Source organism: uncultured Intestinibacter sp. (assembly GCF_902468165.1).
Taxonomy (GTDB): domain Bacteria; phylum Bacillota; class Clostridia; order Peptostreptococcales; family Peptostreptococcaceae; genus Intestinibacter.
The window spans coordinates 1-25,921 of record NZ_CABQXJ010000039.1 but is presented as its reverse complement, the minus strand read 5'-3'; the positions used below and the strand labels follow the sequence as shown (position 1 = coordinate 25,921).

General features: G+C 29.0%; 25 protein-coding genes and 1 pseudogene. 13 read left to right on the top strand and 13 right to left on the bottom strand.

The features are described from left to right. Positions 1-265 precede the first annotated feature (265 nt). The 3 genes from RDX53_RS08395 to RDX53_RS08385 all read right to left on the bottom strand — a co-directional run bounded on the left by RDX53_RS08395 (position 266) and on the right by RDX53_RS08385 (position 2,444). Positions 266-1,135 (bottom strand): DUF4300 family protein, encoded by an 870-nt coding sequence (locus tag RDX53_RS08395; protein WP_195931812.1) that lies wholly within the window; start codon positions 1,133-1,135, stop codon positions 266-268. 122 nt (positions 1,136-1,257) lie between these two features. Then, the gene (locus tag RDX53_RS08390; protein WP_195931813.1) at positions 1,258-2,055 is read right to left on the bottom strand and encodes a DUF2812 domain-containing protein; all 798 of its coding nucleotides are present in this window, start codon (positions 2,053-2,055) and stop codon (positions 1,258-1,260) included. 77 nt (positions 2,056-2,132) lie between these two features. After that, on the bottom strand, positions 2,133-2,444 hold the full coding sequence (locus tag RDX53_RS08385) for a PadR family transcriptional regulator (RefSeq protein WP_195931814.1): 312 nt from the start codon (positions 2,442-2,444) through the stop codon (positions 2,133-2,135). Positions 2,445-2,620: 176 nt separating this feature from the next. On the opposite strand from RDX53_RS08385, the gene RDX53_RS08380 reads away from it, so the two are divergent. Continuing rightward, positions 2,621-2,956: a hypothetical protein gene (locus tag RDX53_RS08380; RefSeq protein ID WP_295573964.1), complete on the top strand. Its 336-nt coding sequence runs from the start codon at positions 2,621-2,623 to the stop codon at positions 2,954-2,956. Positions 2,957-3,008: 52 nt separating this feature from the next. On the opposite strand, the gene RDX53_RS08375 is transcribed toward RDX53_RS08380, so the two are convergent. The 3 genes from RDX53_RS08375 to RDX53_RS08365 all read right to left on the bottom strand — a co-directional run bounded on the left by RDX53_RS08375 (position 3,009) and on the right by RDX53_RS08365 (position 6,227). After that, positions 3,009-4,055, bottom strand: coding sequence for a M20/M25/M40 family metallo-hydrolase (locus tag RDX53_RS08375; protein WP_195931743.1), 1,047 nt, complete (start codon positions 4,053-4,055; stop codon positions 3,009-3,011). Then, positions 4,012-5,955, bottom strand: coding sequence for a cation-translocating P-type ATPase (locus RDX53_RS08370; RefSeq protein WP_195931742.1), 1,944 nt, complete (start codon positions 5,953-5,955; stop codon positions 4,012-4,014). The genes RDX53_RS08375 and RDX53_RS08370 overlap by 44 nt, the downstream gene beginning before the upstream one ends. A gap of 65 nt (positions 5,956-6,020) precedes the next feature. Beyond that, positions 6,021-6,227 (bottom strand): hypothetical protein, encoded by a 207-nt coding sequence (locus tag RDX53_RS08365; protein WP_195931741.1) that lies wholly within the window; start codon positions 6,225-6,227, stop codon positions 6,021-6,023. A 169-nt stretch (positions 6,228-6,396) separates the two neighbouring features. Here RDX53_RS08365 and RDX53_RS08360 point away from each other — a divergent pair, with 169 nt between their 5' ends. The 7 genes from RDX53_RS08360 to RDX53_RS08330 all read left to right on the top strand — a co-directional run bounded on the left by RDX53_RS08360 (position 6,397) and on the right by RDX53_RS08330 (position 12,162). Then, positions 6,397-6,732: a metal-sensing transcriptional repressor gene (locus RDX53_RS08360; RefSeq protein WP_022070752.1), complete on the top strand. Its 336-nt coding sequence runs from the start codon at positions 6,397-6,399 to the stop codon at positions 6,730-6,732. 377 nt (positions 6,733-7,109) lie between these two features. After that, a complete protein-coding gene (nrdD, locus tag RDX53_RS08355) occupies positions 7,110-9,239 on the top strand; it encodes an anaerobic ribonucleoside-triphosphate reductase (RefSeq protein ID WP_195930080.1) in 2,130 nt (709 codons plus the stop codon). 15 nt (positions 9,240-9,254) lie between these two features. Further along, positions 9,255-9,755: an anaerobic ribonucleoside-triphosphate reductase activating protein gene (gene nrdG, locus RDX53_RS08350; protein WP_048926787.1), complete on the top strand. Its 501-nt coding sequence runs from the start codon at positions 9,255-9,257 to the stop codon at positions 9,753-9,755. A 169-nt stretch (positions 9,756-9,924) separates the two neighbouring features. Continuing rightward, on the top strand, positions 9,925-10,269 hold the full coding sequence (locus RDX53_RS08345; RefSeq protein ID WP_055088358.1) for a DUF5684 domain-containing protein: 345 nt from the start codon (positions 9,925-9,927) through the stop codon (positions 10,267-10,269). A 192-nt stretch (positions 10,270-10,461) separates the two neighbouring features. Beyond that, positions 10,462-10,761 carry a zinc-ribbon domain-containing protein gene (locus RDX53_RS08340; protein WP_007285707.1) on the top strand — a complete coding sequence of 100 codons (300 nt, stop codon included), beginning with the start codon at positions 10,462-10,464 and terminating at the stop codon, positions 10,759-10,761. Positions 10,762-10,772: 11 nt separating this feature from the next. Beyond that, entirely contained in the window at positions 10,773-11,171 is a 399-nt protein-coding gene (locus RDX53_RS08335) for a DUF2085 domain-containing protein (RefSeq protein WP_195930079.1), read from the top strand. Between the two features lie 118 nt (positions 11,172-11,289). Next, entirely contained in the window at positions 11,290-12,162 is an 873-nt protein-coding gene (locus tag RDX53_RS08330; RefSeq protein ID WP_039905346.1) for a LysR family transcriptional regulator, read from the top strand. Between the two features lie 109 nt (positions 12,163-12,271). Here the strand turns inward: RDX53_RS08330 and RDX53_RS08325 are convergent, their stop codons facing one another. After that, a complete protein-coding gene (locus tag RDX53_RS08325) occupies positions 12,272-13,402 on the bottom strand; it encodes a DUF362 domain-containing protein (protein ID WP_195930078.1) in 1,131 nt (376 codons plus the stop codon). A 225-nt stretch (positions 13,403-13,627) separates the two neighbouring features. Here RDX53_RS08325 and RDX53_RS08320 point away from each other — a divergent pair, with 225 nt between their 5' ends. Together RDX53_RS08320 and RDX53_RS08315 are read left to right on the top strand one after the other, a co-directional pair. Then, a complete protein-coding gene (locus tag RDX53_RS08320; protein WP_195930077.1) occupies positions 13,628-15,922 on the top strand; it encodes a hydratase in 2,295 nt (764 codons plus the stop codon). Between the two features lie 300 nt (positions 15,923-16,222). After that, positions 16,223-17,227, top strand: a complete 1,005-nt coding sequence (locus tag RDX53_RS08315; RefSeq protein WP_307993959.1) for a M14 family metallopeptidase — start codon at positions 16,223-16,225, stop codon at positions 17,225-17,227. Positions 17,228-17,348: 121 nt separating this feature from the next. Here the strand turns inward: RDX53_RS08315 and RDX53_RS08310 are convergent, their stop codons facing one another. Then, positions 17,349-18,146: a hypothetical protein gene (locus tag RDX53_RS08310; RefSeq protein ID WP_195930075.1), complete on the bottom strand. Its 798-nt coding sequence runs from the start codon at positions 18,144-18,146 to the stop codon at positions 17,349-17,351. Between the two features lie 272 nt (positions 18,147-18,418). Between RDX53_RS08310 and RDX53_RS08305 the strand changes: the two genes are divergently transcribed. The 3 genes and pseudogenes from RDX53_RS08305 (at position 18,419) to RDX53_RS08295 (ending at position 22,039) form a co-directional block, all read left to right on the top strand. Then, on the top strand, positions 18,419-18,820 hold the full coding sequence (locus RDX53_RS08305) for a helix-turn-helix transcriptional regulator (RefSeq protein ID WP_207743832.1): 402 nt from the start codon (positions 18,419-18,421) through the stop codon (positions 18,818-18,820). Positions 18,821-18,844: 24 nt separating this feature from the next. Next, positions 18,845-19,306: pseudogene (locus RDX53_RS14120) on the top strand (cation transporter); the annotation flags it as partial. 345 nt (positions 19,307-19,651) lie between these two features. Beyond that, a complete protein-coding gene (locus tag RDX53_RS08295) occupies positions 19,652-22,039 on the top strand; it encodes a heavy metal translocating P-type ATPase (protein ID WP_307993961.1) in 2,388 nt (795 codons plus the stop codon). Positions 22,040-22,582: 543 nt separating this feature from the next. Here RDX53_RS08295 and RDX53_RS08290 read toward each other — a convergent pair. From RDX53_RS08290 to RDX53_RS08270, 5 genes are all read right to left on the bottom strand, one after another. Further along, positions 22,583-22,762 (bottom strand): hypothetical protein, encoded by a 180-nt coding sequence (locus RDX53_RS08290; protein ID WP_307993958.1) that lies wholly within the window; start codon positions 22,760-22,762, stop codon positions 22,583-22,585. A gap of 8 nt (positions 22,763-22,770) precedes the next feature. After that, on the bottom strand, positions 22,771-23,172 hold the full coding sequence (locus RDX53_RS08285) for a hypothetical protein (RefSeq protein ID WP_307993957.1): 402 nt from the start codon (positions 23,170-23,172) through the stop codon (positions 22,771-22,773). Between the two features lie 542 nt (positions 23,173-23,714). Continuing rightward, positions 23,715-23,999 (bottom strand): CopG family transcriptional regulator, encoded by a 285-nt coding sequence (locus RDX53_RS08280; RefSeq protein WP_307993956.1) that lies wholly within the window; start codon positions 23,997-23,999, stop codon positions 23,715-23,717. A 168-nt stretch (positions 24,000-24,167) separates the two neighbouring features. Continuing rightward, positions 24,168-25,403: a DNA-binding response regulator gene (locus RDX53_RS08275; RefSeq protein WP_307993955.1), complete on the bottom strand. Its 1,236-nt coding sequence runs from the start codon at positions 25,401-25,403 to the stop codon at positions 24,168-24,170. 186 nt (positions 25,404-25,589) lie between these two features. After that, positions 25,590-25,921: hypothetical protein (locus RDX53_RS08270; RefSeq protein WP_307993954.1), on the bottom strand; the 332-nt coding region annotated here is incomplete at its 5' end.

Here is a 25,921-nt window from a genome sequence, read left to right as displayed (position 1 = left end):
CAAAAGTTCCAGCAGCAGAAAAAATCGATGTTGATGAAAATGGAGTAATATCTGGTTTATTCTAGACTTTATTGTTAACACTTAAATATTTACATAAATATAATGATTATAGTGTAAAATTAGTATTACCATGTGACAGTTATAATAATAAAAGTAACTTTATTATTATAGAATAAGAAGATAATATTAATATATAAATAAAAAGAGAGGCTGCCATAGAACAATGTTTTATTGTTCTGTGACAGCCTCTTCAAATAAAGTAATTTTACATAAGTTTGTCATTTTCCATTACTACAGGTTCATAAGTTTGACTTTCGCCTGTAATACTAGTTTTTAGTCTATCGACCATGTATGATTTTAACTCTTCTTTATTTTTGAATTTTGTTATTTGGTAAGGTAATTCAAACCCGTATTTTTCTATAAATATAACTCCATCATTAGTATTTATAGCAACTCCAGTATGACCTACAAATAAAGCATTGTTTTCTTCATCTGGAACATAACCATTTATTATAGAAATATTTTTATCTGATTTAAATGATATTTTTCTATTTTTTAATTCTTTAGCAATTTCATCAGCAGATTTTTTAACGTCATTAAAATCACTTACCTTGATATTTGAGAAGAAATTGAAAAATTTGTTCATATCTTCCTTGCTAAATTTTGCATCAGGATTATCTCTTAATGTTGCGTAATCCATTTCTAAGTTAGTATTGTCTATTTTATCATAATCTAAAGAAGAATTTGAGATTATGAATTTATTAAATAATCTAAAAGCAGTTATCCTACAATTTTGGTCAGTAAATTTAGAATTACTTTCTAGCCATTTATCAGAAAGATCATATAAATTATATGGAACTTGCATTTTAGATAATCTTTCATTTTCATTTAAAAGTTCTACACCTTCCACACTTTTATAATAGTGTTTAACTGATTGCATAAACATAGAAATATCTTCTTTATCGATATTATTTTCGCTTAAAAAATCAGCTACTTTTTTTTGAGTATCTTCATCACTCATAGTTGAATACTTCATATTTTCAGAAGTCAAAGGTTCTTCTTTTTGGCTTTGAGAAGTACATCCGCCAAATAATAAGGTTGTAAGCAATACGCCTACTATCAATATTTTTTTCATAAAACTAGCTCCCTCAATTTTATTTTTAAGATATTATATCATAGTTTATAATTTCATAAAATAAATAAAAGACAAAAGGAATATAATTTATGGATAGTAAATTAATAGAAAATATTTATTATCTACCTTGAATAATTATTTTTAATCATATTAACTAATAACATGATATTTAAGATTATTAATCCTATTGAAAATACTAATATTAATGAACTAATTTGATTGTCACTTTGAAGAACAAAGAAACCAACTAGTAGAATGATAATTGACACTGTATCGTATTTTTGGATTAATAATTTACTTTTAAAAGAAGATAATCCAGGATATTTAACTATACTACCTTCTTTTAAAGATTTTTTAGCATTTAATTTCCAAAGTAAATCTTGTAAAAAATTCAAACCTAAATATAATGCAAGGCTACTATAAAAAATTATTATGCATGACTTTCCATAAGAATAAGACTCTATAGTAGGATTATTTTTTCCAAAAGTTAGTGCTAAAAAAATAAAGCATAACATTTGAATAAAATATCCAAAATTAAATTTTAATAATGAATCTAATTTTAATGAATCATCAGTTTGTATATCGACTGCATTTGAATCTTCTGTGCAAAATATCTGATATTGTGAGCTTTCAACAATATGTTTCCATCCAGATGATTCACATATATCAATATATTCATTAAATAATAATTCGTAATTTTGTAGTGATGTATCAGCACATGTATCTGATAACTTTGGAATATCCACTGTAAACCTCATATTTTTAGGTTCGCATCTTTTAAATTTAAAAATATTAAGTATCCAAATTTCGTCGAGCATCCAGCCTTTAGCAGCCATTTCGGATAAATATAATTCTAAAGCATGACAGTCACTTGCATCAAATGGAACTGTCCTAAACAATATATTTTTGCTAATTCTCATAAATATTTCCCCTTTTTATAAATTAATTAAGATGATTTTATTTTTATAGTACGTATAATTATTTTTAATGAAAATAATTACTTATCTAAAAAAGTTTTGCCGTCGTTTACCATAAGTAAAAGTCTATTGTATTCTTCTTTTAAAATGTTGATACCATCTTCTGTTATGATGTAACTTATTTTTCTACCTTCAACAGAAGTTTCTTTGATTAATCCAGCTTGTTGAAATTTTCTAAGTAGGGTATATAAAGTTCCAGGACCTACACGAATCCTTCCATTAGAAATAGTTTCAACATTTTTCATAATATCAACTCCACAACATTCTTTTGTTAAAGATAATAGAACATAATACATAGGTTCAGAAAGTGTTTGAAACTGCTTTCGTGCCATCTTTACCTCCTTTTATAAAAGAAATATCGAGTATCGATATTTATAGCTTGATTATAATATCGATACTCGATATTGTCAATATAATCCAATAATAAATATAATTACGACTTTGTTACATATACTGTTTATATAGAATAGGTGTAGGACAAGGTAGATACTAGAAAGGGGGATGAGTTATGGCAGCAAGAAAGAGTCCTATAAGGGACAGATTAAATGGATATTTTTCATCTAAATATTCAATATTATCATTAGTAGGTTTACATATTTTAATGTCTATTATAATGTTATTCAGTGTATATGAATTATTTGTAGGTATAAGCGCAACTAGGTTTATTTATGATGAGCTAAAATACGTACAAGCATCAGTATTTGGAATAGATTTCATAGCACAAAACGACCATTTTTATTTTGGAACATCAGTTACAATATGCCTGATTATACTTCTTATAATTGATATTTTATTTTTTATAGGTTTAGTGATGTTTAATAAAGAAAAAACACCTGAAAAATAATTAAAGTATAAAATAAAAAGAGCGGATAAACATATATTTATCCGCTGCTTGATTAATAATTATAATTAGATAGAAAATCAACAACTTTACTCAATATATCATAAGATAATTTTAATGATTTAAAACTAATATATTCGTTATTTCCATGAATTCCAGAAATATTATTTCTTGTATCAAGTGGGAAGAAACCTAAAGTTGGTATTTTTCTATATCTAAAAAATCTATTATCACTATATCCAGGTGTTATAGTAGGCAATAGTTTGTAATTTTGATTTATAGATTTTAATTCGGATTCTATAAATGAAAAAATATTTGTATAGTTTCTGTTTATATTTCTACTTAGTATGAGATCTATATTTTCATAAAAAGATTGTTTTGCGATTTTTCGTTTACCTTGAAAATCTATATTATTATAAAATTCTAATGTATTTTTATTGTAATAACCTAAATTTAAAGCTTGATTTAGTATTTTGTTAATTAAATCATAAGAATATTTTTTACTTTCATTTATTCTTTTCAATTCATATGAATTATATGGGTAAATTTCTTCAGTTTGGATAGTGAAGTAATAGTCTGATTTTAGCACAATAGGATATCCGCCACCTTCGCCTATAACTAGTTTTAAATTATCAATTATATTTGTATTTTCTAAAATCCATTCAGTACCGTATTTGCCACTTTGTTCTTCATCACATGAGCACATAAATATAATTGTATTTTCAGGTATATGTTTATTTAATGATAAGTTTCTCATTATTTCCATCCAAATTGAAACTAATCCCTTACAATCAAGTGCACCTCTACCAACTACACAATTATTTGTGATGGTGGCTTTATCTGGTGGAAAGAGCCAATTTTCACTATTATAATTAGCTGTATCTATATGAGAGTGAAGAAGTATTTTATTATCACTTTTTCCTTTTATAGTAGCAATTATATTTCCTTTGCCTGAAACTGGCTCGTAAATTTTATTTTCAATACCTAAATTATCAAACACTTCTTTTATATATAAAATGCCTTCAATTTCATTATTTGAATCAATTGTAGTATTAATATTAATTAGATTGCAAAGATAATCTATTATTGTTTTTTGTATCATTTTTATATTTATATCCTAACATTCTAGATGAATTTAATACTACAAAAATTGAAGATGCATTGTGTATAATAGCTGCTGCAATAGGATTTAAAAATCCCAGTCCAGATAGAAGTATTCCGATTATATTTACGCAAACTGCAAATACCCAAATATTTTGTTTTATAATAGAGTATGTTTTTTTGCTTAGAGCAATTGTTTCACATAAGAAATCAATTCTATCAGACATAAGTGTAATATCTGATGCATCTGATGCTATATCTGTTCCAGCCATACCCATTGCGATTCCGACATTGGCAAGTGTAAGAGCAGGAGCATCATTAATTCCATCGCCAATCATAGCGACATGTTTTCCACTTGATTGGAGTTCTTTTATATAGTCTAATTTTTCTTGAGGAAGTAAATTTGATTTAAATTTATTTATTCCAACTTCATCACAAATTGCTTGGGCAGTATATTCATTGTCACCAGTAAGCATAATGAAATCTTCTATACCGAGAGTTTTTAATTCATTGATAGTATCTTTAATATAAGGTCTGACTGTATCGGCAATAGATATACAACCTAGTATCTCATCATTTGAAACGACAACTAGAGCAGTTCTACCTAGTTTTTCTTCATGGTCTAAAAAATTATAAACCTGCTTATTTGAAAGAGGTTTAATTTGTTTATTTTGTGTTTTATAAATTTCGGGATTTAATTCATTTAAAAGTTTTCTATTTGAAACTTCGTAATAATTATTATTTATTTTTACATTTACACCACGTCCAAACATCATGTTGAACTTTCCATTTGGAATTTCATCTAAATTTAGATTCTCTTTTTCAACAAGATATTTTATAATTGATTTTCCAATAGGGTGGCCGGAGTTTTTTTCAACAATTGCTAATGTATTTAAAAATTCATTTCTTTTAGATTTATCACATATTAAGATATCGACAACTTCTGGAGTACCTTTAGTTATTGTTCCAGTTTTGTCAAAGCAAATAGTCGTAACTTTGGCTAATTCTTCAATGACAACCCCACCTTTTATTAAAACTCCTTTTTTTGCAGCATTACCGACACTTGCAACAACTGCTGTTGGAGTAGCTAGTATCAATGCACAAGGGCATGCAATTACCAAAATAGACATTACACGCATTATATCTTTTGTAAGTAGAGCTGTTATAGCACAAATTAAAAGGATAGTTGGAAGGAAGAATTCTGCAAATTTATCAGCAGTTTTTTGTACATTACCTTTGTTTTCTTGGGCACTTTTCACTGTTTTGATAATTTGACCGAGTATAGTTTCGTTACCTATTTTTTGTGTGAGAATTTCTATAACTCCATTTTCATTTAAAGTACCTACAAAAACTTTGTCTTTTGTAGTTTTATCAACTGGCATTGATTCACCTGTTATGGCAGATTCATTTATAGTTGCTTGACCGTTTTGAATAATACCGTCAACAGGAATTTTTTCGCCTGCTATAACTTGAATTATATCTCCCGGTCTTATTTCTCGTATTGATACTTCTTCAAATTTATTTCCGATTTTTTTTCTGCATTTATGTGGGACTAGTTGGATTAGAGAGCGGACTGCATTTTGTGTTTTTTTCATAGTTAAATCTTCTAGAAACTCGCCAAATATCATCATGAATGAAACTATAGAACCAGATAGATATTCCCCAACATAGGTAGTACCTATCAATGCTAAAACGACTAATAATCCGGCAGTAACTTTTCTTTTTTTGATAGTTGCTAGTACGGTAGATTTAATTACTACAAAGCCACCAATTATAAGTGGAATAATTTCAAATTTAAAATTATTTTCTGTAAAAAAGTGAAAAATAATAGCTAATATATTTAATATTAGTAAAGTAAAAGGAAGGATATATATATTGTATTTTTTTATAAATTTGCTCATATTTTACACCTCATTTTAAAAAATTTTAAACCTGAGAGAAAAACTCTCAGGTGTATATTGTGATGTTATTTATCAGTCTTTTTCTTATTGAATAAACTAAATTTCTTTTTCTTATGGTCTTCGGAGTTATCTTGGTTATGCTTATGGTCATGGTGTTCGTGATTATGACTATGTTCGTGGTGATGATGTCCATGATCATGTTCTTCATTTATTCCAAATAAATCGTCCATATCCTCCATATCATCAAATATTCCATGGTGACCTTCATGCATTTTAAATTACCTCCTTATTGATTAAATATAATTAATATCCCCTATAGGGGGTTATTAATTATATTATAGGATTTATGGAAAAAAGTGTCAATTATTTATAATAAAATGGTTAAAAAATAATATATAAGGTATAATTGATATGTTGTAAATGAGATTAGGAGGGGTTTTAATGGGTAGTAATATACAAGAGAATAATCATGAGCATAATCATGCTCATTCAAATCATAAACATTCGGATGAAGATTATAAAAAGTTAATAAATAGGATGTCTAGAATTATTGGGCATGCTAATTCTGTAAAAACTATGATGGAAGAACATAGGGACTGCACAGAAATTTTAATACAAATATCAGCAGTAAAAGCTGCATTAAACAATTTAGGGAAGAAAATATTAGAAGATCATATAAACAAATGTATAGTAGATGTAGTGGGAGAAGAACAGTTAGAAGAAAAACAAAAATTATTAAAAGATTTAAATGATGCAATTGATAAATTCGTAAGATAAATAATCAAATTTTACCCCTAAAAAATTATGAAAAAAATTTTTTGAAAGAGTAAAATTTATTAAGAATATCTAGACTCAAGTAGGGGCAAAGCATCGGTAAAAAATAGATGATTTTTGGAAAATTATATCTATGTATTTTTGATTAAACTAACTTGATTGCACACAATATATGGTGTAAAATAAATCAGTCGGCACTAGATATTGTGCTAAAGAAATGAATTTTTACATAAAAATAAAAGTTTATCACTTGAAAAATTAATAATTATGTTGGTATTACTAGTGTATAAAGTATTAGTAAGAATATAGAAACCAATTTAAAAAATAAATACAAAAAACTTTAATGAAATAATAATACTATATAGAAGAAGGAGATAATAATGTCAGCGAATTTAAGTATAATTAAAAGAGACGGAAGCAAAGCAGAATTTGATAAATTAAAGATAGAAAATGCTATATTAAAAGCAATGAAATACGGTAGTGGTGTATTAGAAGAAGATATAGCAAAAGATATAGCAGAAGAAATAGAAAAGATATATTTACAAGGTTCGCCTTCTCCGACAGTTTCTAAAGTTGAAGAGTTAGTATATAAAGAATTAATAGATCATAAACAAGAATTAACTGCAAAAGCTTATGAAGGTTATAGAGCAGTACAATCATTCAAAAGAGAAGTAAATACAACAGATGACAGTATACTAGGTTTATTAGATAAAAGTAATGAAGATGTTTTAAACGAAAACTCAAACAAAAACGGTCAATTAGCATCTACTCAAAGAGATTTAATGGCAGGAGAAGTTTCAAAAGATATAGCTAGAAGAAAATTAATACCTGCTCATATTGTTCAAGCTCATGATGAAGGGGTACTACATTACCACGATATGGACTACGCAATACAACCGATACACAACTGTATGTTAATAAACTTAGAAGATATGTTAACTAATGGAACAGTTATAAATAATAAATTAGTTGAATCACCAAAATCATTTGCTACTGCATGTACTGTTACAACACAAATAATAGCACAAATAGCAAGTGGACAATACGGTGGAAACTCAATAACTATAAAACATATAGCACCATTTTTAAGAGTTTCATACAATAAATATTTTGAAAAATATAAAGAAAAATATAGCTTAGAAATGGCACATGAATTAGCTGAAGATAGAATGTTAGAAGAGCTAAAATCAGGTATACAAACAATAAGATACCAATTATCTACTTTGCACACAAGTAATGGACAATCACCTTTCTCAACAATCTACCTTGAAATAGAAGAAGGCGGAGAGTTCGAAAGAGAAGAAGCATTAATATGTGAAGAGATGATATTACAAAGATTAGAAGGTATGAAAAACTATAGAGGACAAGAAATAGGAGAAGAATTCCCTAAACTTGTTTACTTACTAGACGAACATAACTGTCTAGAAGGTGGAAAATACGATTATATAACTAAATTAGCAGCAAAATGTAATACTAAGAGATTAGTTCCAGATTATCAAAGTGCAAAAATAATGAGAAGAAATTACGATGGTGAAACTTTCCCTCCAATGGGATGTAGATCTCACTTAAGTAACTGGAAAGATGAAAATGGAAACTATAAATGGTACGGAAGATTCAATCAAGGTGTTGTAAGTCTTAACTTAGTTCAAGTTGCATTAACTGCAAATAAAGATATGGATAAATTCTGGGAAGTGTTAGACGAAAGATTATCTCTATGTAGAGAAGCTTTAATGGTTAGACATAATTTATTATTAGGAACTTCTTCTGACATATCACCAATTCACTGGCAACATGGTGGAATTGCTAGACTTGAAAAAGGAGAAAAAATAGATCCATTATTAAAAAATGGATATTCAACTTTATCTTTAGGATATGTGGGTATATATGAAATGACACAAGCAATGCTTGGTGTTTCTCACACTACTGAAGAAGGTGAAGAATTCGCACTTCAAGTAATGAACCACTTAAAAGACGCTTGTGATTCATGGAAGAAAGAAACAGGTCTTGGATTTGGGTTATATGGAACTCCAGGAGAAAGTTTAACTTCAAGATTCTGTAGAATAGACAAACAAAAATTCGGTGAAATAAGAAATGTAACTGATAGAATGTACTATACAAATTCATATCATGTTCATGTTACAGAAGAAATAGATGCATTTGAAAAATTAAAATTTGAAAGTCAATTCCATGATATAAGTTTAGGTGGATGCATAAGTTATGTAGAAGTTCCAGATATGAGTAAAAACTTACCTGCTGTTGAACAAATAATAAACTACATCTACCACAATATCCAATATGCTGAAATAAATACAAAACCAGATGTTTGTTTCAAATGTGGATACACTGGAGAAATAAAATTAGATGATGATATGCAATGGTACTGTCCAAACTGTGGAAACAAAGATAAAGATGAAATGCAAGTTATGAGAAGAACTTGTGGTTATATCGGTTCTAACATGTGGGGTAAAGGACGTACACAAGAAATAAGCCAAAGAGTTTTACACTTATAAAATGGAGTGGTTTTAATGAGGTTTTCAAAAATAAAAGATAATGATATAGCAAATGGTATAGGTATAACTATGTCGCTTTGGACTCAAGGATGCCCACATCACTGTAAGGGCTGTTTTAACGGAGAAACGTGGGACTTTAATAGCGGAAAAGAGTTCAGAAAAGAAGATTTAGATTATATACTTAAAAATATCAACAAAAATAGCGTACAAAGAGATCTATCGATTCTGGGGGGCGAGCCATTATGTCCAGAAAATGTAGATGGAGTAATAGAAGTATGCAAAAGATTTAAAGAAGAATTTCCAAACAAAAAAATCTACATGTGGACGGGTTATACTGTAGATGATTTTACAGAAAGACAAAAGGAAGTTCTGAAATATTTAGATGTTTTAGTTGATGGACCATTTCAACAGGAAAATAGAAACCTATCTCTTACAATGAGAGGCTCTTCTAACCAAAGGGTTATAGACGTGAAAAAGAGTTTAGCTGAGGAAAAGATAGTTTTGGTAGAAGCTTAATATAAAAATAAAATGAAAAATACTAACTGACGTTTTAGAACAGTTAGTATTTTTTTATGAATATTTTATGATAAATATATCTATATATGTATATTTTTGGGTAATATTGACCCTTTATAAGGAATTATAATATAATAAAATCAATAAAAAACAAAGGAAGGAAAATAGAATGGGATTAATAGCAATATTATTTTATATACTTACAGTTGCTGCACAATGGGTAGTTTTCCAAAAAGCAGGGATAGCTGGATGGAAAAGTATTATACCAATATATAATTCTTATTGCCTTTTCAAAATTGCCTGGGGGAATGGATGGGTATTTTTAGCTACGATTATTCCGTTAGTAGGCGTAATAGTTGATTTTATGTGTATGTATAAATTAGCAAAATCATTTGATAAAGGTTTAGGATTTTGTTTAGGATTATTCTTCCTAAGACCAGTATTCTACATAATATTAGCTTTTAGCGATAATGAGTATATAGGACCAAATGGAAATAGAGTATACGTTGCGTAAAGTGATAGTAAAAGGTATAGATTCCTGATGAATCTATACCTTTTTTATATATACAAAATTTCATTTCTTTTAAAATTATGGATGGGAATATTTAATTACGTCTTGGAATATAAATGTATTAATATGATAGCAAAATGGATATTTTTATTACTAGAGAGAAATCATAGTATTTATTTTTGAGGGGGAAAGAAAATGGCTTTTTGTAAAAATTGTGGGAAAGAAATAGATGACAAGGCAGTTATATGTCCATCTTGTGGTGTACAACAGCAAGAAATAGCACCAACAACACCAGAAGTTGTTGATAATGGTGGATTTTTATGGGGACTTTTAGGTTGTTGTGTTCCTATCGTTGGACTTGTTTTGTTCTTAGTTTGGAAAGATACTAAACCTAAAACAGCTAAAGCAGCAGGGATAGGTGCTTTAGTAGCAGTGGGAATAGCAGCGGTGTACTATCTTATAGTACTTATATTAGGTGCTTCCCTTTTTTATTAGGAGTGTAAGACGTGGACTTACTTCTTTCTAATTCAAAAAAATGGATTTATAAGTGGTTTCCAATTATTTTTGGATGCCATTGCAGAGATGATAGATCATTTTATTATAAAGGGCAAAAATTTCCGATATGTGCAAGATGTACAGGCGAATTTGTAGGTATATGTTTTGCCTTGATTTGTTGTTTCTTTTTTAGATTAACTGCTAAAGCATCATTTATTATTATGATTCCATTAATCATAGATGGATTTACACAAGCATTAACTTCTTATGAAAGTAATAATATAAGAAGATTTATTACAGGAGTTTTATTTGGGTATGGTATCTTTATGCTTTTTGTTATATCGACTATAATTGTATTCAATTTTGGAGTAAATATAGGAACAAAATATAACATAGGGCTTAGAAGATAAATAATTAAAGTGATGTGAATTATTAAGTGAGTTTACCTTTTTAATTATATTGTATGTGTTAATTTACTTTGATAAAATAAAAATGTAGTATAAATTATTGCAAAAAGGGGAGCAAATAATGAAAGATACAGATTGGGAGATATTATATAGATTGTACGAAACACCAAATATGACAAAAGTAGCAGATATGTTGTATATAAGTCAGCCATCTCTTACAAAAAGGGTTAAAAGTATGGAAAAAGATTTTGGAGTTAAAATAATAAATCGTACTTCGAAAGGGGTGAAATTTACTCCAGAGGGAGAATATCTAGCGAAGCGAGCTAAGGAGTACATGGAATTTATAAAAGACGTAAAACATGGACTATATACTTATAAAACTGAATTAGAAGGAACAATTAAAATAGGTTCACCTTACACATATAGCAAATTTGAATTAACAGATGTGTTATATAGATATTCACAAGAACATAAAAATATAAAGTTTGAAATTATAAATGACCAGAGCAATAATTTATTTAGGATGATATTAGAAAACCACATAGAGTTGGGATTTGTATGTGGTGACTTTGAAGGTGATGTAGATAAGATTTTGGTTAAACAAAATAAAGCTTACATAGTATCAAAAGATCCAATTGATTTAATGAAGTTGCCACAAATGCAGCGCATTGATTATAAAACTAATGATAAGAGTAAAGAAATTTTGGATGAATGGTGGAAAAATACATATGGGAATAATCCGCCAGTAGGAATGTTTGCTGGATATGTAGAATTTGCGTGGCAGTTAGTAGATAAGGGGCTTGGATATGCATGTTGTTTTCTGCCTGAAGGTTTTGAGAAAGTATATAACCTTTGTTTAACACCGATATTAGACGATGATGGTAATAGTATAATAAGAAACACCTGGCTAGTATATCCAAAGGGAAAACAGATGAGCAGTGTTGTAAATAATTTTATAAAATTTATTAAAGATAATATAGAAATAAGGGAGTAATCATATTGATATACTCCCTTATTTCATTTGTTCTATATTAGAAATTCACAATTTTACTGACCTATTTAAAAATATATTATATTAAAAGTGATATTTTAGTTTTAAATTTTTATTTTATAACAACTAGTTCATAGTCTCTAGAACCAAGTCCAATTTTTTCAGCATGACTTAAGCAAGTTTTCCATTCTGATTCTGGAGTGGAATTTGTAAAATGGTCATGGTGGTCATGGAAATCTTCTTTTGCAAGATTATCACCTAATTGGCTATTTCTGATTGGTGTAGCATTCATACATGCATCGACACATGCTTGATCTAAAGCAAGTAAGTCATATGATGCGAACATACCTATATTAGGTAAGATTGGCGCATCATTTTCAGCATGACAGTCGCAGTTTGGAGAAACATCTACAACAAGAGAAATGTGGAATGTTGGACGTCCATCTACTACAGCTTTAGTGTATTCAGCCATACGACAGTTTAGATTTTTAACTGCTGTGTAATTTTCAAATGATATAGCATCGAAGTTACATGCACCGATACAACGACCACATCCTGCGCAAGTATCTGGATTTATGCTCATTTTTTTAGTTTCTTTATTGAAAACTAATCCATTATTAGCGCATTCTTTTTGACATTTCTTACATCCACGACATTTTGATTCTGATATAGTTGGCGTTCCATCATTGTGTTGTTCTTTTTTGCCTGCACGAGAACCACATCCCATACCTATATTTTTTATAGTCCCACCAAAACCAGTCGTTTCATGACCTTTGAAGTGAGTTAAACTTATAAATACATCGGCATCCATTATTGCACGACCGATTTTTGCCTTTTCTATGTATTCCCCACCATCAACTGGAACTTCTACATCATCTGTTCCTTTTAATCCATCTCCTATTAATATTGGACATCCTACAGTCAGTGGTGTAAATCCATTTTCCCATGCACATTCTAAATGTTCTAATGCATTTTTTCTTTTTCCAGGATATAGAGTATTACAGTCAGTTAAAAATGGATGTCCACCAAGTTCTTTAACAACATCTGAAACGGCTCTTGCATAATTTGGACGTAAGAATCCTAAGTTACCAAGCTCCCCAAAATGCATTTTTATCGCTACAAATTTGTTATCCATATCAATATCAGTAATACCAGCATCTTTTATTAATCTTTTTAATTTAGTTGGAAGACCTTCGCCAAGTTTTGTACGAAAATCTGTAAAATATACTTTTGATTTAGTCATTATAATTCCCCCTGTTTTATAATAAATTTCCTTACATTTTATTATAAGGTTTAGAGTTGACTTCAAGTCAAGAAAACTCATCAAAAATATGTTATTACTTTTTGGAATAATATATATAAAAAAACTATATTAGACTTTAAATGAATAACGGAGTATCTTTTATATAGAAGCTTATTCAAAATGCAAATAAAAATATTAATATAAAGTCGAAGGGAATATTGAGAAATGATTAAATTATATGATGAAGGTGTATACCTAGTAAATGGGGATGCAATAATAAAAGAATCAGAAAGTGATAAAGTAGAAAAACTAACTGGGAAGAATGTTAATAAAGAAGAAGCTAAAAAGGGGACAATAGCATATTCAATATTAGAGTCACACAATACTTCTTCTGATATGAATAAATTAAAAATAAAATTTGATGCAATGGCATCTCATGATATTACATATGTAGGTATAATCCAAACTGCAAAGGCATCAGGAATGAAAAAATTCCCTATACCTTATGTTCTTACAAATTGTCATAATTCACTATGTGCAGTTGGGGGAACTATAAATGAAGATGACCACATGTTTGGTTTATCAGCAGCTAAAAAATACGGTGGAATTTATGTTCCTGCACATATAGCAGTTATTCACCAATATATGAGAGAAATGATGGCTGGATGTGGAAAAATGATATTAGGTTCAGACAGTCACACTAGATACGGAGCTCTTGGAACGATGGCGATAGGTGAAGGTGGTGGAGAGTTAGTAAAACAACTATTGGAAGATACTTATGATATAAACTATCCAGAGGTAGTAGCAATTTATTTAGAAGGCAAGCCTCACCCAGGCGTTGGTCCACAAGATATAGCCCTTGCTATAATCGGAAAAGTATTTAAAAACGGATACGTTAAAAATAAAATAATGGAATTCGTAGGACCAGGGGTTGCATCAATGGACACTGATTATAGAAATGGTGTTGATGTTATGACTACTGAAACTACATGTTTAACTTCAGTATGGAGAACTGATGAAAATACAAAAGCATTCTTAGAAGCTCACAACAGAGTAGAAGATTATAAAGAGTTAAATCCGAAAGAAGTCGCTTATTATGATGGATTAGTTTATGTTGATTTAAGTGAAATAAAACCAATGATAGCTTTACCATTCCATCCAAGCAATGTATATGAAATAGATGAATTAAACGCAAATCTTGAAGAAATACTTACTAAAGTAGAAGAAGATGCTAAAAAATTAATAGATAATCCAGAAATAGAATTCAGTTTAACTGATAAAATAGTTGATGGAAAACTACAAGTTCAACAAGGTATAATTGCAGGATGTTCAGGTGGTACATACACAAGTGTTATGCAAGCTGCTGAAATATTAAAAGGCAAAAACTGTGGAAATGATGAGTTTTCATTAGCAGTATATCCATCTTCTCAACCAGTATTTATGGATTTATTAGAAAAGGGTGCAATATCAACATTAATGGCTACTGGTGCAACAATTAAAACTGCATTCTGTGGACCATGTTTCGGAGCAGGAGATACTCCAGCAAACAATGGATTAAGCATAAGACACACTACAAGAAACTTCCCTAACAGAGAAGGTTCTAAACCAGGAAACGGCCAAATGTCATCTGTTGCATTGATGGATGCTAGAAGTATAGCAGCTACTGCAGCAAATGGAGGAATTTTAACACCGGCGACTGATTTAGTAAATGAAGAAAATATACCTGATTATAAATTTGATGATTCATCATATAGAAGTAGAGTGTATCAAGGATTTGGAAAAGGTGATAACAAATTAGATCTAGTTTATGGTCCAAATATAAAAGATTGGCCAGAAATGAGTCCATTATCTGACAATATTTTATTAAAAGTATGCTCAAAAATACTAGATGAAGTTACAACAACTGATGAACTGATTCCATCAGGAGAAACTTCAGCATTTAGATCTAATCCATTGAAATTAGCTGAATTTGCATTATCAAGAAGAGACCCAGAATACGTAGGAAAGACAAAAGAAGTAGATAAAGTAGAAAAAGCAAGATTAAAAGGGGAAGACCCAACAACACTAGATAAAAATCTTAATAATGTTTATAAAAAAATAAAAGAAAACTTTAAAATAGAAAATACTAATGACATCGAAATTGGAAGTATGATTTATGCTAAAAAGCCAGGTGATGGTTCTGCTCGTGAACAAGCAGCTAGTTGCCAAAGAGTAATGGGAGGTCTTGCAAATATATGCAAAGAATATGCAACTAAACGTTATCGCTCAAACGTAATGAATTGGGGTATGATTCCATTCCAAATGAAGGCAGATGCAGAATTTGAAGTTGGAGATTATATATTTGTTCCAAATATAAGAAAAGCATTAGACAACAATATGGACAATATAAAAGCATATGTTATCTCAGATAAGATAACTGAACTAGATTTATATATAACTGATATGACAGATGATGAAAAAGCAATAGTCAAGGCTGGTTGTTTAATTAACTATAATAGAAACAGAAAAGAAAACAAATAATATATACGTGTTTTAAACAAGGAAATGATACAAATACTGTAGCATTTCCTTATTTAATGTCTAAAAATATTATATAAATCCAAAGAAGATTATGCGTGATAACACTTTGTTATTAAATTTAGACAAAATAGGAGTTTTTTTCATAATATATTTATGGTAATATATAAACAGTTAAAATGATAATAATAATTATCAAGTAAGAATTAATATTTAAAATATAAAAATAAGATTAATATATAATAATGAGATAAAAAGTGAGAAATATATTATAAAAGTAATAGTGAAATTGGGAGGCAAAATATGAGAAATGAAACTTGGAACTTTTTAGGCAAGCAAATTGAGGCAGGTCAAAAACTTCAAGTAATGATTCGTCCATATGGTGAAGATTACGAAATACCTACGACGATTATAAATGGGGAAAATACAGGAAAGACAATAGTTATAAATGGTGGATTACATAGTTGTGAGTTTCCAGGGGTTGTTGCATGTATGACGACAGCAGCTGAGATAGATCCTAAAAAAGTAAACGGACGTATTGTGATAATACATTGCTTAAATTCTAGCGGTTTTACAGAAAGAACTGACTCCATAGTTCCAGAGGATGGAATGAATCTTAATAGAGATTTTTATGGAGATAAAAATGGAACAATAAGTAGAAAGATAATGTCATTTTTAGAAGATGAAATCATGCCAATAGCAGATTTTATTATGGACCTTCACAGTGGTTCAGCTATGGAACAAATGGCATCTTGTCTATTCTTCCCTGTAGCAGCAGGAGACGAAGTATCAAAAATATCAATGGGTGCAGCATCAAATATAGCAATAGAACACTTAATTGCATCGAGATCAAAAGATGGTTTTTATAGCTATGCAGCATCAAAAGGTATACCAGGTATATTAGTTGAGAGAGGTTGCAATAATACTTGCGAAAAAGAAGATTATGAAGGATTTATCCAAGATATATACTTATTATTAGACCATTTCAATGTATTAGAAATAACTCATAGACCAGAAGAAGTAGAAAGAATAGTATGGATGAAAACGGACTACATCGAATCACAACATACGGGCGTATGGTTCCCACGTATTGAACCAGGTATGTTTGTTAAAAAAGGTGGATTAATCGGTACTGTAAAAGACTTTTTTGGAAATGTAATCGGCGAATATAGAGCATTAGAAGATTGTCGTATAATGTATAATCATTACGGATTATCAATTAAAAAAGGCGATAATGTTGCCGCTTGTGGAATAGTAGAACATTCAGTACTATTAAAGATAAAAAGATTAAAGATAAAAATATATTAAGGGAAAATAAAAGGAAGTAGATTATAGTATTTTATAATTTACTTCCTTTTTTTTAATTCTAAGGAAATTATACATTGTCTAGTTTGTAGATAATGTATAATCTCCAACATATTATAATTATTTACATTTCCTCTTCATCAAATTCTTCCATATTTACACTAGGCATACCAGGAGATACATTTACAAAAGGATAACTAGGATAATTAGGATAATACATTATATTAGGTGGCATTTCTGGATACATATTAGGGAACATACCTACTGGATACATTGGTGGTTTTGGCATAGGAATATACCCTCCCATCATATTTGGTTGCATAGGAACTCCATAAGGCATACCAGGATTCATCATATTTGGATTTTGATAATTTATATTTTGCATATTTTGTGGATTTAAATTTTGTGATGGTTGCTGCATCTGTGGTTGTTGCATTTGATTTTGTTGTATTTGATGCATTTGTTGTTGTTGAGATTGCGGTTGTTGCTGATGTGGAACTTGCTGATTTAGATTATTATCAACACCTTGATTTTCCATATTTGGTGGCAAAGATTGATACTGTTGATTAGGCAATATCATATTAGGCATACCTTGTTGAGAGTTAGGCATATTTGTTTGTGGAAAATATGGAATAGAAGGTATATTAAAATCTTCGTCATATGGAATATTAGTATACTCCTCTGCGTTATCAGTATTATTATTCATTAAGTTTTGATCAGTAGAGTCATTAGTTTGGTTATCATTAAATTGAGAATAATCAATGTATCCGGTATTATTAGGATATTCAACATATCCTTGACTATTATATTGGTATCCTGTAGCATTTGAATAGTAAGGGTTTAAATAAACCATTGGGTCTATATAAGGCTGAGGATATATATAATTAGGTTTAGAATTGTCATTTCTATTATTGTTACTCATATGGATTCTCCTTTCTATTTCTATGAAACAATTAACAATTTTTCTAATAATATATATATTAAATTAATAAAAAATATATGTTTAAAGTTAAAATTTACAAAGTAGTAAATTTCAATTTAGATTTATAATATTGGGTATTTAAATTAAGGATAATGAAATGGAATAGAAGAAATTAAAAAAACTTCTAAAAATATCTTGATAATTAGATATAAAAATATTATTATTAATATATGAACAGTTATTCATATATTAATATGATTTGGAGGTAATATATGAAAGATAATAACTTAAATATTGACATCAATAATGGAGAAAATATAGCTGAGTGTGAATTTAAACACATACATCAAGACATCATAGAGACAGTAAGAGAAAATATGCCAGAAGAGGATATGCTTGTGGATTTAGCTGAATTATTTAAAGTTTTGGGAGACCAAACAAGAATAAAGATAATATTTATATTATTTAAAGAAGAGATGTGTGTATGTGATATAGCTGAGTTAGTAGGAATGACACAATCGGCAATATCACATCAATTAAGAGTTTTAAAACAAGCAAGACTTGTTAAATTCAGAAAAGAAGGAAAGACAGTATTTTATTCATTAGATGACGACCATATAACAAAAATATTTGACTATGGTTTACATCATATTGAAGAAATGTATAAACGTTAATAAAGGAGAAAGAAGGGGAATTATATGAGTACAACAACTTTGACTGAAAAACAATTATTTGTTCAAGGTTCATTGACTACAGATATAGCAGAAATGATTGAACTTTTAGCTGTGAATGTTCCAGGTGTAAAATCTTGTAATGTAAATGCTTCAAACAAATCATTAGTTTTATCTATAGATTCATCAAAAGATGAAAGTGCAATTATAAATGAATTATCTTCATTAATAAAAACTATGGATTCTTCATTACAAATTAGCACTAAAAAACCAGCAAATAAAACAAATAAAAAGTTACAAGGAAATGCTGAAGAAGGAGACAAAAATGTAAGTATGATACTTGGAGGTCTAAATTGTGCACACTGTGCAGAAGTAATCGGCCAAAAAGTAGAAGCATTAGACGAAGTAAAAGCTGCAAATTTAAACTTCGTAAATAAAAAATTAAACTTTGAATTAAAAAATGCTTCAGATAGAGACGTTATAATAGAAACAGTAATAAAAATAATAGACATAACTGAACCAGGACTTGATATAAAAGTAATGGAAAGTAAAAAATCAAAAAAAGCTCAAGATAATAGAGTTGACATGATTTTAGGTGGATTAAATTGTGCACACTGTGCAGAAGTAATCGGTCAAAAAGTAGAAGCATTAGACGAAGTAGAAATGGCAAACTTAAACTTCGTAAATAAAAAACTAAGCTTTGAATTAAAAAACGGAGTAAGTAGAAACCTAGTTATAGATAAAGTAATAAACATAATAGATACAACAGAACCAGGTCTTGATATTCAAGTTATAGAAAAAGCATCAAGCAAAGGAAATAATAAAAGAGTAGATATGACTTTAGGTGGATTAAACTGTGCACACTGTGCAGAAGTAATCGGTCAAAAAGTATCAGATTTAGATGAAGTAGAAATAGCAAACTTAAACTTCGTAAATAAAAAATTAAGTTTTGAATTAAAAGACGGGGCAAGTAGAAAATTAACTATAGACAAAGTAATAAACATAATAGATACAACAGAACCAGGTCTTAATATACAAGTTCACGACAACAGAACTTCTAAAGAATTAAAATTAAAATTAGAAAATCTAAAATGTAAACAATGTGCAGATCAAATAGAATTTGAAGCAAATAAATCTGCGGGTGTAAAAAGTGCTACTTTAGATTTTGGAAACTGTATATTAGATATAGAACTAGATGGAACAGTATCAAGAAGAATAGTAACTGAAGAAGTTGCAACAATAGCTAAAAATCTTCAACATTGTTTAAATATACAAGTAAAAGGAATTTCAAAAGCACAAAATAAAGCATTAAATGAGAAAGTAACAAAGAAATTTGATAAAGATAAAATAGAAAAAATAAGATTATTTGTCGGTGTAATAGCATATGCTATAACATTTGCTCAACAAATTATAGGTGGTGGCCATGGTCATGGAAACCAAGATTTAATAAGTACAATAGCATTTATAGCAGTTTATTTAGTAGTAGGTGGAGACGTATTATTAAAAGCAGTTAAAAATATTAAAAATGGTAGAGTATTCGATGAAAACTTCTTAATAACTGTAGCTACACTTGGAGCAATCATAATTGGTGAAACATCAGAAGCAGTTGGTGTTATGGTATTCTACAAAGTAGGTGTATTTTTACAAGGTATAGCAGTTGGTAAGTCAAGAAAATCAATTTCATCATTAATGGAAATTAGACCTGACATAGCAAACTTAAAAATAGAAAATGAAATAGAAGTAGTAGATCCAGAAGAAGTTGAAATAGGAGACATAATCGTAGTTAAACCAGGTGAAAGAGTTCCTCTTGATGGTATAGTAATAGAAGGTTCTTCAATGGTTGATACTTCAGCTCTTACTGGTGAATCAGTACTTAGAAGCTTTAATGTAGAAGACGAAGTTCTTTCAGGTTTCATAAACAAAAACGCATTATTAACAATAGAAGTAACTAAAGACTTCGGTGAATCAGCAGTATCAAAAGTATTAGACTTAGTTGAAAATGCAAGTAGTAAAAAAGCAAAAACAGAAAACTTCATAAGTGTATTCTCTAAATACTACACTCCAGTAGTTGTTGCATTAGCAGCTATAATAGCTATAATACCACCAATGATAATAGATATATCAAGCCAAGCAGTTTGGTATGATTGGGTATTAAGAGGATTAACATTCTTAGTTGTTTCTTGCCCTTGTGCATTAGTTTTATCAATACCACTTACATTCTTCAGTGGAATTGGTTTCGCATCTAAAAATGGTGTATTAATAAAAGGAAGTAACTACTTAGAAGCATTAAGATATGTAGATACTGTAGTATTTGACAAAACTGGTACACTTACAAAAGGTGTATTCAACGTAACAAAAGTAAATGCAGTAAATGTTTCAGAAGATGAACTTATGGAATATGCAGCATATGCAGAAGCTAACTCAAATCACCCAATAGCTAAATCAATAGTTAAAGCTTATAACAAAGAATTAGATTTAAGCAAAATAGGTGAATATGAAGAAATAGCAGCACATGGTATAAAAGTTAACTACAACGGAAAAACTGTTTTAGCTGGTAATGAAAAATTAATGAACGTTAATAAAATAAAATATACTCCAGTTACAGAAACAGGAACAGTTGTATATATCGCAATAAACGGTAAATATGCAGGGGATTTAGTAATCTCTGATGAAATAAAAGAAGATAGTAAAGAAGCAATAGCTAAATTAAAACAAATAGGAATAAAACAAACAGTTATGCTTACTGGTGACAACAAAAAAGTTGCAGATGCAGTAGCTGGTGAATTAAAATTAGATAAAGTTTATTCAAACTTACTACCTGATGAAAAAGTAGAAAAAATAGAAGAAATCTACAAAGGTAGAACAGAAAAACAAAAAGTAGCATTCGTTGGGGATGGTATAAACGACGCTCCAGTTTTAGCAAGAGCAGACGTTGGTATAGCAATGGGTGGTCTTGGATCAGATGCAGCAATAGAAGCAGCAGACGTTGTTATAATGAATGATGAACCAAGTCAAATAGCAAAAGCTATAGCAATATCTAAGAAAACTAGTAGAATAGTATGGCAAAATATCATATTTGCATTAGCTGTAAAAGTTATAGTTTTAGCAGCAACTGCAGGTGGTGTTTCTAACATGTGGGAAGCAGTATTTGCAGACGTTGGGGTTGCATTAATAGCAGTACTTAACGCAATGAGAGCTATGAGAATAAAAGAAGAAAAATAATTATCATAAATTCTAAAATTTATGGTGATAACAAAATAGTAATACAAAAAGATTTGATTTTTATCAAATCTTTTTGTATTATAAGATATAAATACATCACATATATTATTAAACCAATTTACATACAAACATTATTCTTAAAATCTACAAAATTATCTACAAATAAAAACAGAATATTAAACATTAAAAAAGGACTATTTATCACATAAAAATGGATTATAGATCCTTATTTATAATACAGATAATAAATTATATTAGCTATACAAAGGGAAAGTTATAATACCAATTTATAAGCAATATAAATAACTGTAACTATTGTGAAATCAAGTCTTATAATAGTCACACCTAAAGAAAAATATTCAACTTATAATATAAAATTAAATTTATTAATAAAAAATGAGTATATTGAAAATTATTTAATACATTATACTTATTTTTTTATGGATTTTTTGACAAATAGAAACTTAAATTTTTTATTAAAAGCTATAATTCTAAAAATTATAATATGAATTTATAAAATAAATAAAATTTATTTATTTTTATTTATTTCTCTTTTTCAACTAACTCTAAAGCTCTTTTTATAAACTCTTCTTCAGTTATCACTCTTAAATATCTTAATCTTATTAGCTCTTTTTCTTCTTCAGTACATTCCATACCTTCATGAATAAGATTTCCTGATGCAGCTCTAAAGTCTTTTTCAAATGATCCAGTATTTCTAATCATAAAATCACCTACACCTTTTTATTATTTTTATCTTCTTTGGTTGCTGTTGAAAAATATGTTACCCCTTGTTTTCTTAACTCATTTTGAATATCCTCTTTCTTTAACTTTAGCAACTTTTCCAATAAAACTATTACACCCATTAAAGTCATTGAGTTATCTATTCCAACTCTTGCTTCTAAACTCGCTAGTCTTTCTACACTCTTATTTATTAAATCTTCTGTTTTTGAAATTCTATTATTCAATATTTCCTCTATATGCGTTTCCCTTAGTATTTCTTCTTGAGCTTCTGCTTCTATGTATCTTGTAAGTGCTTCCTCATAAATCTCTTTTATACTTACATTTCTCTTTCCAGCTATTGATTTTACCTTCTCATGAATATGATTTGACATTCTTACTTGTGTATCAGCCATATTTCCTCCTTGTATTCATTAAACTATAGTTATATTAATAATTTTAAATATATTGCATACAAATATTATATCATAAATCACTCATTGTATTCAATTAAAATCCAGTTGGAACAACTGTTTCAGTTAGCATGTATGCAACTGTTTATCCTGCACTACCGTGAGCATGGGTTTAGTAACCTAGTATAACTTAGTGATGAACTATTTCTTTGTTCTGTGAAATCACTTAGTTATTCTTGCTAACTACCCATGAGAATGGTTCTAGTCCCCCTATAAAATAAGCTCCTCCATATAGGTCTTAAAATTTTGCACCTGTTTTAATTTTTTACTTCCTTTCCCCTTACCAACCTTAAATTCATAAGTGAATATCTAGTCAAGGGTAATAAAAAATAGAATGGTTGCCATTCCACTTTTAAGTGGATCTTGGGCTAACCATTCTGTTTTTTATTAGCGAAGCCTTGCCCATTGACTTGATTTCACTATGAATACACTTAACTTACAAGGGAAAGGCAAACACTCCCCCATATTATAAAGAGTTTTAATCCTCAATTTGTAAACCTACTTTTTAAAACTTTTAAAAAACTTTTTTTCTCGGCTTTTTGGCTCTCCATTTTTAATTTAATCTCTTGTAATTTCTTCTCAAGCTCACTAACTCTAAGCTCCAAGCTCTTTGTACCCTCAAATTTTTCTTTCTCTCTCAAAGCTCTTTCTTCTGTTGATACAATAATAAACTTACTCATGCTAATATTTTTCTTTTTTGCTATATCTTTAAATAATTCTTTTTGCTCCTTACTTACTCTAATCTTGATATAATCATCTTTTATAGCCATTGTTCCCACCCCTATAAATTCATTTAATCCCTTGTTATCACCATACCATAAACATAATAAAAATCTTGTCTAATCTAGGAAGCTCCTCCATATAGGTGTGAAAAAATGGCGGATTACAAATTTATTATTGCAAATCCACCATTCTATTGAAATTCTATTAAATTTATTTTATACTATCTCTTGTAGAGTTCGTAGTTCTTTTACTCTACGTTCGATTGTTCGAGATGGAATGTTTAATTCCTTAGATATATCTTTTTGGGAAAAGCCTTGTTGCATAAGGCTTTTTATTTTTTGCCTTTGAATATTTATCTGTTCCTTTTTGGTTAGTTTTCCATCTGCTCTTAACTTTTCTTGATACTTATTTTTGTTATATTCATTATTTCTTCTCTTATATTCTCTATTTGAAATAATTGTACTCATATAAGTTTCTTCAAGCTCTGTAATTAATAAAAGCTCTATAAGAGTTTCATTCTTGTACTTATAATCCTTATCTTTGCTTAAATAAACCCTCTCTGCACTTCTAGTTGCTCTTATAACCTCTGTTTCACTTAATGGATATATAAACTCTCTATTAAGCTCTAAAACGTCCTCTAAAGCCTTTTTAGTGTCCTCTAAGAAATAACATAGATAATATCTATACAAGAATAATATAAGCTCTCTATGACCTTTTAAATTATATTCCCTTAGTTCACATAGTTTTATTATGTCTTGTATTCTTGCATAATAAAGACTTCTTTCTCTATGAATAAATACTGTCTTACTTGGTCTACCCTTTTTATTAGCCTTTCTTTCTTCAAGCTCTGGTAAATATTCATTTTGAATTTCTCTTAAATCATAAATATAGTCATATTCATCTATTATACTTACTACTGTTTTTGATTTTGAGTTAATACTTCCTGGTACTCTTAATACCCTTGTAGGGTCTAAAGCTTGTCTATCAGCTCCAAACGGCTTTAAAACACTATATAAATATTCTTCTATAGCTTTCCATAGGGGTAATGCCTTACTTGGTACTGAATTTAAAAGCCATATTAAATAAAGTCCTCTGCCACTATCTATGATTAAATTAGGTCTTGGAATACTTTTATTAAAATAATCTGCTTCAAGGTGCATTATTATTTGCTCTTTACTAAATTTAGTTTTATAAATATCTAAATCTATGAATTGAGCTTTAAGCTCCTTTAGATATTCTAATCTTCTAAAAGTGCTATAAAAAGTATTTAAGCTAATATATACATTTTCTTGGTTGAAATCTTGCTCTAATAGCTCATTATATCTATAATGCCATTGTTTGTACCCACAATTAATTTCTGCTCTAGTAATCCACCCTTTGCTATCACTATGTAGAATATCTAAGTAATTTATTTGCTCTGAATATTCCTCTTGTCTTAATACTTGTCCCATGCTCTCACCTCCTTTGTTTAACTACTTTATTTTACTTGATATTAAAATACTATACAATGCAAATTATTCCATCTATTGACAACAAGGTATAAGCTCCCCCTTATAGCTCTTAACAAAAAATGAGCCTTTTTTTCACTTTCAAAATTTAACTTTTAATGTCTTTCAGTTAATATTACTTAAAAGACCTTATTTATCATATTCACCTTTAAGAACTCTTCCTATTGTGAATTTGCTCCACCCTGTTTCTTTTTCAATAGCTCTATAACTTAATCCATCAGCTCTAAGCTCTTTTATTTCTTGAATTTGCTTATCAGTAATTTCTTGTGTTCTTGGTACAAATGCTTTTCCTTTAAGCTTGTTGTTTTCATCAATTAATTTTTGAACTTCATCTTTATAAGGCTGAAGCATTTCTTCAAGCTCCTTTATCTTTATCATTAATTCTTCATTCTTTTTAATAAGCTTTAAATTTTCTTCATCAAGAAGTCTACAAGTATTTTCACTCCTTTCAAGTTCTTCCT